Source organism: Pseudofrankia asymbiotica, from assembly GCF_001983105.1.
In the GTDB taxonomy this organism is placed as follows: domain Bacteria; phylum Actinomycetota; class Actinomycetes; order Frankiales; family Frankiaceae; genus Pseudofrankia; species Pseudofrankia asymbiotica.
In genome coordinates, this window is sequence record NZ_MOMC01000081.1 from 25,005 (window position 1) to 37,225 (window position 12,221).

The 12,221-nt window shown below is 71.8% G+C and carries 11 protein-coding genes and 1 riboswitch; of the genes, 9 read left to right on the forward strand and 2 right to left on the reverse strand.

The features are described 5' to 3' along the window. Positions 1-317: 317 nt before the first annotated feature. Positions 318-1,583, forward strand: a complete 1,266-nt coding sequence (locus BL253_RS32685) for a Glu/Leu/Phe/Val family dehydrogenase (RefSeq protein ID WP_420801744.1) — start codon at positions 318-320, stop codon at positions 1,581-1,583. 75 nt (positions 1,584-1,658) lie between these two features. On the opposite strand, the gene BL253_RS32690 is transcribed toward BL253_RS32685, so the two are convergent. Then, positions 1,659-2,039, reverse strand: a complete 381-nt coding sequence (locus tag BL253_RS32690; RefSeq protein WP_076821296.1) for an RNHCP domain-containing protein — start codon at positions 2,037-2,039, stop codon at positions 1,659-1,661. A gap of 369 nt (positions 2,040-2,408) precedes the next feature. Between BL253_RS32690 and BL253_RS32695 the strand changes: the two genes are divergently transcribed. From BL253_RS32695 to BL253_RS44230, 5 genes are all read left to right on the forward strand, one after another. After that, entirely contained in the window at positions 2,409-3,620 is a 1,212-nt protein-coding gene (locus tag BL253_RS32695) for an ABC transporter substrate-binding protein (protein WP_241835343.1), read from the forward strand. A 313-nt stretch (positions 3,621-3,933) separates the two neighbouring features. Beyond that, positions 3,934-4,269: a DUF3263 domain-containing protein gene (locus tag BL253_RS32700; RefSeq protein WP_076821299.1), complete on the forward strand. Its 336-nt coding sequence runs from the start codon at positions 3,934-3,936 to the stop codon at positions 4,267-4,269. After that, positions 4,266-5,000, forward strand: a complete 735-nt coding sequence (locus BL253_RS32705) for a LytR C-terminal domain-containing protein (RefSeq protein WP_081438920.1) — start codon at positions 4,266-4,268, stop codon at positions 4,998-5,000. Before BL253_RS32700 ends, BL253_RS32705 begins: the two co-directional genes overlap by 4 nt. A 157-nt stretch (positions 5,001-5,157) precedes the next feature. Then, positions 5,158-6,057: a trehalose-phosphatase gene (otsB, locus tag BL253_RS32710; protein ID WP_076821301.1), complete on the forward strand. Its 900-nt coding sequence runs from the start codon at positions 5,158-5,160 to the stop codon at positions 6,055-6,057. A 307-nt stretch (positions 6,058-6,364) separates the two neighbouring features. Continuing rightward, positions 6,365-8,215 carry an alpha,alpha-trehalose-phosphate synthase (UDP-forming) gene (locus BL253_RS44230; protein ID WP_241835344.1) on the forward strand — a complete coding sequence of 617 codons (1,851 nt, stop codon included), beginning with the start codon at positions 6,365-6,367 and terminating at the stop codon, positions 8,213-8,215. A gap of 17 nt (positions 8,216-8,232) precedes the next feature. Here the strand turns inward: BL253_RS44230 and BL253_RS32725 are convergent, their stop codons facing one another. Continuing rightward, entirely contained in the window at positions 8,233-9,066 is an 834-nt protein-coding gene (locus BL253_RS32725) for an HAD family hydrolase (protein ID WP_076821303.1), read from the reverse strand. A 271-nt stretch (positions 9,067-9,337) separates the two neighbouring features. After that, positions 9,338-9,399: riboswitch (SAM riboswitch) on the forward strand. A 189-nt stretch (positions 9,400-9,588) separates the two neighbouring features. Here BL253_RS32725 and thrC point away from each other — a divergent pair. The 3 genes from thrC (at position 9,589) to BL253_RS32745 (ending at position 11,723) form a co-directional block, all read left to right on the forward strand. Further along, positions 9,589-10,875 carry a threonine synthase gene (gene thrC, locus BL253_RS32730; protein WP_076821305.1) on the forward strand — a complete coding sequence of 429 codons (1,287 nt, stop codon included), beginning with the start codon at positions 9,589-9,591 and terminating at the stop codon, positions 10,873-10,875. Between the two features lie 159 nt (positions 10,876-11,034). Further along, entirely contained in the window at positions 11,035-11,439 is a 405-nt protein-coding gene (locus BL253_RS32740; RefSeq protein WP_241835342.1) for a type II toxin-antitoxin system Phd/YefM family antitoxin, read from the forward strand. Next, positions 11,436-11,723 carry a type II toxin-antitoxin system RelE family toxin gene (locus BL253_RS32745; RefSeq protein WP_076821311.1) on the forward strand — a complete coding sequence of 96 codons (288 nt, stop codon included), beginning with the start codon at positions 11,436-11,438 and terminating at the stop codon, positions 11,721-11,723. The genes BL253_RS32740 and BL253_RS32745 overlap by 4 nt, the downstream gene beginning before the upstream one ends. Positions 11,724-12,221: the final 498 nt, after the last annotated feature.

Consider the following 12,221-nt stretch of genomic DNA (forward strand, 5'->3'; position numbering starts at 1 on the left):
CGGCGGGCCGTCTTCCCTGGAATCCGGCGGTGAGCGGCGGCGTCGCGCCTCGTCCGCATGTTGTCCCGCCGTGGCGAATCAGGGCGCATATCGCGGACCGTACCGGCCGGCCACGCCGGGCCGCGTGGAGGGGACCGCCCAAGGYGGGTACCGTGCGTGACCTAGTGCATCAACGGCGATGCGCTCGCGGGGGCTCTCCCGCCACGGGGTTCACGGGGTCCCCGGGATCGGTAGAGCCGGTCAGGTAGGTCGCGGGCTCGCCCGGCGCCACGACCTGCCGGGTGGCCCTCGCGGCGGGTCTCGTCCCCGCGGGCCACATGGGAGGGCCAGTGAGCCTCGGGGCAGCACCCTGGGAAACCGCCTGCGTCCAGCTTGCGGACGCCGCGCGGCACCTGGGTCTAGACGACGGAATGCACGACCTGCTGCGCACGCCGCGGCGGTCGGTCACGGTCAGTGTCCCGCTGCAGCGCGATGACGGGCAGCTGCTGGTGCTGACGGGATACCGGGTTCAACACAACCTGGCGCGCGGGCCAGCCAAGGGTGGCATCCGCTTCCACCCGTCCACCGACCTTGACGAGGTCAAGGCGCTGGCCATGTGGATGACCTGGAAATGCGCGCTGATGGGAATCCCCTACGGCGGCGCCAAGGGCGGGATCGCGGTGGAGCCGCGGATGCTCTCCGACCGGGAGCGGGAACGGATGACCCGCCGCTACGCCGCCGAGCTGGTGCCGCTGATCGGCCCGGACAAGGACATTCCGGCCCCGGACGTCGGCACGGACGAGCAGACCATGGCCTGGATCATGGACACCTACTCGACGCACACCGGCCGGACGTCGCACGGTGTCGTGACCGGCAAGCCGCTGGCGGTCGGCGGTTCCGCGGGGCGGGCCGGCGCCACCAGCCGGGGCGTCCAGCTGGCGATGTTCGCCGCGCTGCGCGAGCGCGGCATCGACCCGAAGAGCGTCACCGTCGCCGTGCAGGGCTTCGGGAAGGTCGGCGCGCTCGCCGCGCAGTACCTGCACGACGCGGGCTGCCGGGTGGTCGCGGTGTCCGACGTGAAGGGCGGGGTCTACAACTCGCGCGGGCTCAACCCGACCGCGCTCATCCGCCACCTCGCCCGCGGCGCGGACACGGTGGTCGGCTATCCCGGTACCGACACCCTGACCAACGGCGAGCTGCTGGAGCTCGACGTGGACGTGCTGGTGCCGGCGGMGCTCGAGGGCGTGGTGACGGCGGAGAACGCTCCGCGGGTGCGCGCCAAGATGATCGTCGAGGGCGCGAACGGGCCGGTCACGGCGCAGGCCGACCCGATCCTCGCCGACAGGGGTGTCGTCGTGGTGCCGGACATCCTGGCCAACGGCGGTGGCGTGGCCGTCTCGTACTTCGAGTGGGTGCAGGACCTCCAGGCCTACTTCTGGTCCGAGGACCAGGTGAACGAACGGCTGGCCGAGCTGATGGACCGCGCCTACGCCCAGGTGTCCCGGCTCGCCACCGAGCGCGGGCTGACGCTGCGCGAGGCGGCGCACGTCATCGGTGTCGGCCGGGTAGCGGAGGCGCACCGCACTCGCGGCCTCTACCCCTAAAGATCTCGGGTACCCCAGAGGTCTCGCGTAAGAGGTCTCGCGTATCTCTGAGGTCTCGCGGCCCGATCGCGACCGCTATCGCCGCCGGCGCCGCTCCCTGGCGCCGGCGGCGGCACCTGGCGCGGCGTTGTCGATGCCGCCGGCGACGGCGGCGCTCGCCGCCGCGGCCGCCACGCGCAGCAGGGCGGCCTGGTCGTCCGCGGGCGAGGTCCGGTTGCGCCGGCGGTGGCCGCAGCGCTCGCAGAGGTGGGTGAGCACCGTGTCGTGGGCGCGGGACTCGACGGCGACCGGGCGCATCAGGCCGCCGCAACCGGCCTCCCGGTCACCCGGCTGGACGTCGACGTGCCGGGACCACAGGCAGTGTGGGCAGTGGTTCGTGTACCCGTCGCCTCGCACCGAGGCGCCGCACACCAGGCAGTCGAAATCCTCGGTGGTGCGGGTGAACCGGCGTGCCACGCGGTCCACGGTAGCCCGCGCGGCGCCGCCGGTGGCGACTACTGGCGATTCGCGCGCCCCCCGCGGACGAGGTCGCCGCCAGCGCAGACGCGTGTCACGACCGCCGCGGGCGGTGAGCGGACCGCATCAGCCTCGGATAAACGGCGGCCTATTGTCCGCTTCTTCATTCAACGTCAACAGAAAGTCTCTAGCACTCGGCAAACACGGGAAATCTCGCGTCGCGGCCAACCGTCGGGCTATCGTCTGCCGGAATCGGCCAGGAGGTCAGAAGTGTCCCGTATGCGCCACTCGCGCTCCCGACCCCGACCCGGCACCGCCCGTTCGAAACGCCCGACCCGGTTACGAAGAACCGCGCTGTTCGCCACGGCCATCACTGCCGCGGCCCTCACCACTGGTTGCGGAAACTCTGGTAGCGCCGTCTCCGGCCCGGTTCCCTGCACAGCCCCCGGCTTCAGCGCGGACGCAATCAAAATCGGCTGGGTCTACCCGGACACAGGGCCGCTGGCCCAGGCTCTGGGAGCGGCCCGTTCGGGCTTCATCGCCCGGGTCGAGCAACAGAACGCCGCGGGCGGGATCCACGGCCGGAGACTCACGTTCGCATGGCGCGACGACGTGGGTAGCGGGCCCCAGAACCTCGAGGCGATGCACGACCTCGTCGAGAACGAGCAGGTCTTCGGCGTCGTGGAGTCGACCACGGTCGCCTCGGGCAGCGCCGACTACCTGCACGCGAAGGGCGTCCCGGTGGCGGGCCTGCCGGCGGAGGCCCTCTGGGCCGACCACCGCTACGACAACATGTTCGCCCACGCCTATGTGATCACCGATGGCCCGTCGGTCGACACCTTCGGCACCTTCGTCAGGGCCCGGGGCGGCACGAGGGCCGCCATCATGCTCAGCGACGCCGACCAGACCTCCAACCAGATCAGCGAGAAGGTCGCCGACAGCCTGCGGGCGGCGGGCGTCGCGGTGTCCCCGGAGAACTTCATCTACAACCCGACCCACACCAACCCGCTCCAGCTCGGCCAGCAGCTGAAGGACGCCGGCGTGGACACGGTCGCCGGCGCCCTGTCCGCCGCGGACACCAGCGAGGTCATGGAGGGTGCGCGCGCCGTGGGTGYCCCGGTGAAGGTTTTCCTGTCCGCCGCCGGCTATGACCGCGGGGTGCTCCAGGAGAAGGGCCAGGCGATGGCCGGGCTGTACACCTACATGAACTACGTGCCGTTCCTGAACCGGACACCCGCCCACGACCTCTATATGGACGCGATGCGCGCGTATGCGCCGGAGCTGCAGCCGCCTGACCAGGAACTCGCCCTTCTCGCATACCTCAGCACCGACATCTTCCTGACCGGCCTGCTTCGGGGCCCCGCCTGCCCGACCCGCGCCAGCTATATCAGGACCCTGCGGGGCGTCACCGACTACAACGCCGGCGGCCTGCTTCCCGGACCGGTCGACTTCAGGAACTGGGGACAGCTGAACCTCTGCTACACCTTCGTGCGGGTCAACGACCAGGGCACCGGCTATGAGCTGGTCAAGGACCCCGGCGACGCGGACCGTTGGTGCGGCAAGCGCCTCCCGAGCGAGTAGACCCACGCGCTTCCCGCCCCTCCTCCCGGCGATCGTGGGTCGCCGCCCTGACCGCCCTGACCGCTCCGCGCTCCCCCTCCCCCGTCCCGTCGGCGGCCGCGCGTGCCAGGGACGGGTACCGGCCCGCTTCCTGGCCTTCCTGGGCTCCCTGGCACCGGCGTGCGGGTGGGGCTCCTGGGTTTGTCGTGCCCGCGGGGTGAAATAGTGATGTCCAGTCCGATAGCCGCGTTCGCGGGAATCGGGCGGCGGGGCGGGAGGCGGTCCAGCCCACGCGGGTTCCGAGTCACCTGAGAGGCCGAAGGGGGGTCGCGCCGTGGATGACGGCGAGCCGACGGCGGTCACCGAGACGTCCGGACCGGCCGTGCCGGGGCTGTCCGAGCGTGACAGCCGGGTGCTGCGGTTCGAACAGCGCGCCTGGCGGTACCCGGCAGCCAAGGACGAGGCCATCCGCGCGGAGTTCGGCCTGTCCCCCGCGCGCTACTACCAGCTCCTCAACGCGCTGATCGAGTCCCCCGCGGCCCTGGCCGCCGAGCCCATGCTGGTCGGCCGCCTGTCCCGCCTGCGCGCCGCCCGCCGTCAGGGCTGGTCCCCGGCGGCACCCGCGCCGGCCTCAGCTACCAACAGCTTCCAGGCGGACGACCGAGCATGAGCGAAGGCGACCCGACACCCGGCCCGCACGCCGACGCCGCCCGTGCCAGCACCGGCACCGTGGGCGCCGCCCCCGGCCGAGCCGGTGCCGCCGGTGCCGCCGGTGCTGGAGCCGCGAGTGGTGGCGGCGGCCGCCGCCCACCGCCCAGCAGTCCCCGCCTGCGCGGGCTCTGGGGCGGCCTGATCGCCATCATCGCCGTGGCCGCCGGCATCCTGCTGGTCAACCTGCTTCACGACCCGGACGACGGCGCCGATCAGGCTGCCGCCCGCCCGTCGGCGTCGGCCACCGCGGCGACAACCACCCCGGCGAGCGCGGCCACCACCTCCGCGCCGGGAACGAGCCCGGCGGCCATCCCGTCGACCAGCCCGGCCACCACCTCGGCACCGGCCGCGCCGACCGCCCGCCCACCCGCCCCGGCCGGGGGTGAGCATGCCTCCGCCCCGGTCGTGATCCTCAACGACTCGAAGATCGAGGGGCTCGCCGAGGCGGCCCGTAAGCCAGTCGAAGACGCGGGCTTCACCGTCGACCGCGTCGGAGGCTACGTCAGCACCTACGACGTGCCGGTCACCACGGTCTTCTACGAGAAGGGCCTCAAACCAGCGGCCGAGGCGCTCCAGCGGCTGGTCCCGGGGATCACGAAGGCCCAGGAGATCACCGCGAACTTCAAGCTGGTCGAACCCGGCAAGCTGATCCTTGTCGTCACCAGGGACTTCCCCACCCCCGCACCGTAACGATCACCCGACCGATGACCTCGTCCTGACGGGGYCGGGAGCGGTGACACAGGTGGCTACTCTGAGGTCTGGCGGGATGGTCGGTGCGTGGCCGGTCTGACGCCACCGGCACACTTGTTGCCATGGTCGCCCAGGTACGCCCCACTGAGGCAGCGTCATGACAACTCTTCCCGCCCCCGCCCCACGGACGCCCGCCGGTGGCGCCGGGCTCGCGGCACTGATCACGGCGCCGGGGACCGCGCTGGTGGCACTGGACTATGACGGCACGCTCTCGCCGATCGTGTCTCGGCCGTCGGACGCGGTGCCCGTTCCCGGCGCGCTGGACGCGCTGCGAGCGCTCGCGGGCCGGGTGGGCACCTGCGCGATCATCACCGGTCGCCCGGTGGACGTGGTCCTCGAGCTCACCGGCCTCGGAGCCCGCGGCGCCGGCGCGGCGGGCGGCGGCTCAGGGAAGAACGCCGCCGCCGGCAACGGCGCCGCGCCGGAAGCGTTGACGAACCTGACGGTTCTCGGCCAGTACGGCCTGCAGCGCTGGGACGGCGCGACCGGGATCACGACCAGCCCCGAGCCGCTGCCGGGGGTCGCCAGCGTGCGGGCGCTGCTCCCCGAGGTGCTGCGCGACGCCCCGCCCGGCGTGACCGTCGAGGACAAGGTGCAGGCCCTGGTGGTGCACGTCCGACGCGCGGCCGACCCGGACGCGGCGCTCGGCGCGCTGGCGCCGGCCCTGCGCCGCCTCGCCGAGGACCACGGGCTGGAGGCCGCGCCGGGCAAGAAGGTGCTGGAGCTGCGCCCGCCTCACCACGACAAGGGCAGGGCGCTGCGCGAGCTGGTCGAGGAGCGGGCCGCCCGCTCGATACTGGTCGCGGGCGACGATCTCGGTGACCTGCCGGCGTTCGACGCGGTCGAGAGGCTGCGCTCCGCCGGCATCGCCGGTCTCACCGTCTGCAGCGACGGTCCGGAGGTCCCCGCCGTCCTGCGCGACCGCGCGGACCTGGTTGTGGACGGGCCCACCGGCGTCGTCGCGCTTCTGCGCGTCCTCACCAACCGCCTCCGCTGAACCAACCGCCTCCGCTGACCCGGGTCGGTGTCCGGTCGCGGCCTGGCCACGGAACCGTCACAACAGTCGGTCCACCACGTTAACTTTTGACACCGTCGTGTAGCGCTACTTGGTCAACGGCGGGGTGTTACTCGTCTAGTGTGCCTATGTGCCATACCTGACCCGGGCCGCGGTGGCGGCGCCCGACCCGGAGACCGCCGGCACCGCGCGGGTGCTCGTCGCCTCCAACCGGGGTCCCGTCGCATTCTCCTTCTCGGAAACCGGCGCGCTGGTGGCTCGGCGCGGCAGCGGCGGGCTCGTCAGCGGCATGCAGGAAGTGATCCGCGACGCCGCCGCGACCGCGACGGCCGCCGTTGGCACGGCCAGCGCCGCTGACACAGCAAGTGCTGTTGACGCGGCCGCCGGGCTCGGTGACGCCGCCGAGGGCGACTGTAGTGATCACCCCTCCGGCATCGTGTGGGTCTGCGCGGCGCTCAGCGACGCCGACCGCAAGGCGGCGCGCGAGTCCCCGGACGGGCGGCTGGACCGGGCGAGGTTCGACACCGGCGGYGCGGCGGTGCGGATGCTCGACGTCGACCGGGTCCTGTTCGACCGGGCCTACAACGGGGTCGCCAACCGCACGCTGTGGTTCGTCCTGCACCTGCTGTTCGCGCCCGCGACCGAGCCGAGCTTCGGCGCGGTGTTCTGGCGGGACTGGGAGGCCTACGAGGCCTACAACGCGATGTTCGCCGACGCACTGGCCGCGGAGGCCGCGCCCGGCGCCGCGGTGCTGATCCAGGACTACCACCTGACGCTGGCTCCCGGCCTGCTGCGCAAGCTGCGCCCGGACCTGCGAATCTCGCACTTCACCCACACTCCCTGGGCGCCTCCGGACTACTTCCGCATCCTGCCGGATCGGGTATCGCGCGCGGTGATCGGCGGGATGCTCGGTGCCGACCGGCTCGGCTTCCTGACCGCCCGCTGGGCAACGGCGTTCCGTGACTGCGCCCGCGCGCTGTTCGGTGACCAGATCGAGATCGAGATCGACGATCGGCTCCAGACCGACGGCGAAAGCCCGACCATCGTCGCCGCGCCGGGGATCTCGGAGGCGGCGGCCGTCCCTGAACGGCTGGCGGTGAATGGGGAACGCGCGCTCGTGGTCGACCACGGCGCGACCGAGAGCGTCCCCATCGTCGAGCAGCGGACCGCCCCGGAGGTGGAGGCAGGCCGCCTCGGTGGCTTGGACCTCGGCGACCTGGGTGACCTTGGTGGCCTTGGTGGCCTGGACGGCTTGGACAGGCCGTCGCGACCGGCGGCGAACGGGTGGGCCGCCATGAACGGGCACCCGCGGGGCGCGGACGGTCTTGGCCTCCCGGCCGAGAGCGTGGGCCAGGCCGAGATCACCCGGCCGGGGGCCGGGGGTGGGCACGGGGACCGTCGCGTCAGGATCGGGATCCACCCGTTAGGAGTCGACGCGGTCGCGCTCCGCGCCCGGGCCGCGGCGAAGGACGTCATCACCCGCGCGGCCGAGCTGCGCGAACTGGTCGGTGATCGACGGCTGATCGTGCGGGTGGACCGCACCGAGTTGTCGAAGAACATCGTCCGCGGCCTGGACGCCTATCGGGAGCTGTTGCGTAACCACCCGGTCTGGCGAGGCCGCGTGACCCACCTGGTGTGTGCTTACCCCTCCCGGCACGACCTGCCCGAGTACCGCGAGTACACGGCGGCGGTGCAGCGGATCGCGACCGAGATCGAGGACGAGTTCGCCACCGACGGCTGGCTGCCGCTGCGCCTCGAGGTGACCGACGACTACCCGCGCTCACTGGCGGCACTGACGCTGGCCGACGTCCTGGTCGTGAACCCCATTCGCGACGGCATGAACCTCATCGCCAAGGAGGGCCCCGCGGTCTCCGGCCGCGACGTCGCGCTGGTCCTGTCCCGGGAGGCCGGCGCCTACGCGGAACTCGCCGCGGACGCGCTGGTGGTCAACCCGTTCGACGTGGCCGAGACCGCCGAGGCGCTGGACGCGGCCCTGCGCATGTCACCCGCCGAACGCCGCCGACGCGCGCTCCGCCTGGCCGCGCTCGCGGCCAGGCTCCCCCCCGGCGACTGGTTCCGCCAGCAGCTGGCCGCCCTCCCCGCCCCTCCCGATATCCCCCAGCCCCTGGCGACAAGCTAAGGCCATTCCCCGCGCCGTCAGCCGTGGGTCGCGACCGCGGCGCGCACGGCGCTCGCCCAGCCGAGGGTGACCGGCTCCTTCTCCACGACGACGTTGTCGTAGGCCGACAGCAGGGCCTCGATGTCCGGGTGGCGCAGGGCGTTGGCGACCAGATGCATCTGGCCGACATAGCTGGCCATGGTCAGGTCGCTGGCGGAGTCTCCGATCGCTATGGCGTCCGCCGGGTCGATGCCGCGTCGCTTGAGGTCCCAGCCGACCGCCTCCCCCTTGCCGACGCCGTCGGGCACCAGGTGGTAGACGTGCGGGTTGACGCCGAGATCCGGCATGTGGGCCGGCGAGATCAGCCCGTTGTCGCGCAGTGAGAGCCAGCCGTAGCCGGCGGCACTCAGCCAGGCATCGGTGGCGAGAATGTCGATCTTGCCGCGGAACATCACGTCCAGCTCACGCCCGGTGTGCCACGGGGTGTGCAGTTCCAGGCGGCCGGGATGAGCCGCGATCAGCTCGTGCAGCAGGTCTTCGGGCACCTGGGCGAAGCGCTCGGGCATCGCGCCGCGCAGGATCTCGCTCTGGCGGCCCTGGTCCCAGCCGACGATGGCGCCGAGCTCGCCGATGAAACCGTCGGCCCCGAAGATCGCCGCGGCCTCCACGAGCTGAGGCCGGGTCCGCCCGCTGACCAGGACCAGCGTGATGCCGGCGGTGTGCAGGTCGACGAGCGCCCGCGCGGCCTCGAGCGTCAGCGTCCCCGGGGAGCCGCGACGCGCGTCCTCGGAAGTCGCTTCGGCCAGAAAGAACGAGCCCTTCGGCCCGACCATGGTCCCGTCGAGGTCGGTATAGACGACACGGACGCTCACGCGCGCGACTCCTCCCAAGGGCTCGCCGCCGCGCGGTCCGATCGTCGGCCCGCTCGGYCCGCGGGCCTGGATCTGTGATGTCCCAGCAACACTGGTGGGCTTCCGGTGGGCTCGCGCTCGGCCCGGCAGTCCCATCCGACAGCATCCGCCAGGGAAGGCCGCCGATGCCCGGACGAGCGGACCGACGCAAGCCGCATCACAGTGCATACGACAAGAAGTGCGGTGCGCGCGATGGTGGGGCGGTCTAGAGTACGGAGACACAACTGAAGATGGCTCATCCAGAGGGGCAGAGGGAACGGCCCAGTGAAGCCCCGGCAACCGAGCGGATGAGTGTGCTCGCCGCCCTTCGGCGGTTCGTCCTGGTCGCGATCTCCCACCTGGGAGGCGGCCCCTGGACCCCGGTGTCGCGCTCCGCGCGACGGGGACAGGCACGGCGACCGGACGAGGCGGGCGCACCTTCGCGGCAGGTGCCAATTCCGACCCGTGGTGCCATGGCGGCCCCGGGAAAGATGAGGAGTTCCAATGACTCTTGCGCCGGAGCGCTCTGCCCAGTCGGGCTTTACCTCAGATGACACCGCGAACCCAGCGGTAGAACTGTCCTGTCGCAACTGTGGCGCTACCTACCCGCTGGCACCATCGCATGTCTGCGTCGAGTGCTTCGCTCCGCTGGAGATCTCCTACGACGAGGACCGGCTGCGCCGGGTGACCCGGGCGTCCATCGAGGCCGGTCCGCGCAACCTGTGGCGCTACGTCGGCCTGCTGCCCGCCGGCCATGACCCGGCCCGTCGCGTCTCGCTCGGCGCCGGCTTCACCCCGCTGCGCCCGGCGCCGCGGCTGGCCGCCGAGCTCGGCATGAAGACCCTCTGGGTCAAGGACGACAGCGCCAACCCGACGCACTCCTTCAAGGACCGGGTCGTCTCCGTCGCGCTGTCCGCCGCCCGTGATCTCGGGTTCACCACCGTCGCCTGCGCCTCCACCGGCAACCTGGCGCACTCCGTCGCCGCCCACGCCGCCCACGCCGGCCTGCGCTCGATCGTGCTGGTGCCGCACGACCTGGAGGACGGGAAGACGGTGTCCACCGCCGTCTACGGCGGCACCCTGGTCGCGGTCAAGGGCAACTACGACGACGTCAACAAGCTGTGCAGCCAGCTCGCCGACGAGTACGAGTGGGCGTTCGTCAACGTCAACGTCCGCCCGTTCTACGCCGAGGGCTCGAAGACGCTCGGCTACGAGGTCGCCGAGCAGCTCGGCTGGYGCCTGCCTGAGCAGGTCGTCGTGCCGATCGCGTCCGGCTCACTGCTGACCAAGATCGACAAGGCGTTCCGTGAGCTGATCAAACTGGGCCTGGTCGAGGAGACGCCGTACAAGGTGTTCGGCGCACAGGCCGCCGGCTGCAACCCGGTCGCCTCCGCGTTCGCCCGCGGCACCGACACCGTCGCGCCCGTCCGCCCGTCGACGATCGCCAAGTCCCTCTCGATCGGCAACCCCGCCGACGGTCCGTACGCCCTCGACGTCGCGCGGCGCACCGGCGGCGCGATCACCGACGTCACCGACGACGAGATCGTCGAGTGCATGCGGCTGCTCGCCCGCACGGAGGGCATCTTCGGCGAGACCGCCGGCGGCGTCACCGTCRCCAACCTGCGCCGCCAGCTGCGCGAGGGCCTGCTCGACCCCGAGGCCGAGACCGTCATCTACAACACCGGCGACGGCCTGAAGACCCTCGACCCCCTCCTCGGTAACGCCCTCCCCACCGCCACCATCCCGCCGACCCTCTCCGCCTTCGAAGCGGCGGGGCTGGGCGACGACTGAGCGCTCACCCGTCGGTCAGGCCATCCCAGACCCCACCTCGCGGGAGGGGATGGCCTGACCGACGCTGCCTCGCGCCAGCACAGACCGGCCGACACACCCGTCCTCGAACGCTCGGACTGGGTCCAGTCTGGTCACGAGCCTCGCCGACAAGACGACCATGTGGAGCGCCTGGTGCAGCCAGGCATGCCCGGACAAAAGCCGAGCACGCGAGGCCGCTCGGACACGATCTGCCTTAACTTCACGCCACTTTCGGCTACCATTGATCGCATGACCGTGCTGCCCTTCACCGAGGCACGCAACCGCCTGTCGGATCTCATCGACGAGGTCGAGCGGACGCATGACCGGGTTGAAATCACGCGACATGGCCGCGCCGTCGCCATCCTCATCTCCCCGGACGACCTAGCCGCGATCGAGGAGACGCTGGAGGTGCTCGCCAGCAACGAGACGATGCACCAGCTGGYGGAGTCCCGCGCGGCGGTCGAGGCCGGTGACGTGCTGGACGCCGACGAGCTGGCCGCGTTGATGGCGAAACGCGCCCGCGGCACCGGACAGCCGGAGGCGTGAGCCAGAGCGGCCCACCATACGAACTGCGGATCGCGGGCCCGGCGGCTCGCGCGCTCGCCAGTCGCCTCCCCGAGAAGATCGCCGCAGCCGTCCACGAGTTCATCACAACGACTCTCCTGGACAACCCGCGCCGGCTGGGCAAACCTCTGCTCCTGCCGCCCTACGAGGGGACCTGGTCCGCACGCCGTGGCACCTACCGGGTGCTGTACGAGATCGACGACGAGAACCGGATCGTCCTGGTTACCGCCGTCGAGCACCGATCCGACGCCTACCGAGCGCGCTGACCAGCGGAGTCCGTCGCCCAGCCTCCTAAGGGAAGCCGGCCGATCAACGAGCCGCGATCGTGACCTGCGACGGGCAGATGCGCGGGTATGGGACAAACCGGGCCGCGGACGGACGGGGCCCAGGCACGCCTGACACTGAGAGCGAGCTTGCACTCACCGGGGTCGAGTGCTAAACAGGAGCTGGCACTCGGGTAGTCTGAGTGCCAGCAGGGCTGAACGACGAGGCTGTCTTGGTCCAGCCATCCGGGCCGATCCTGGTGGGTCGGCCCGTTGAGCGYCAGTCCCRGTGCCACGGCATCGGGGGCRGGCGCCGGTGCGCGGATCGTGGCAAAGCCGTCCGTCGCGGGCGTCGTTGTGGCCAGGCCATCACATTGCCATATCCCTGTGGGAGGACTCCGACACCATGCCGAAGATCATTGCCTTCGATGAGGAGGCGCGGCGCGGCCTGGAGCGCGGCATGAACCAGCTGGCCGACGCGGTGAAGGTCACGCTTGGTCC

Bases quoted from the DNA above. Each gene is read 5' to 3' on its own strand.
- BL253_RS32705 (WP_081438920.1), top strand. From the start codon at position 4,266: ATGAGCGAAGGCGACCCGACACCCGGCCCGCACGCCGACGCCGCCCGT.
- otsB (WP_076821301.1), top strand. From the start codon at position 5,158: ATGACAACTCTTCCCGCCCCCGCCCCACGGACGCCCGCCGGTGGCGCC.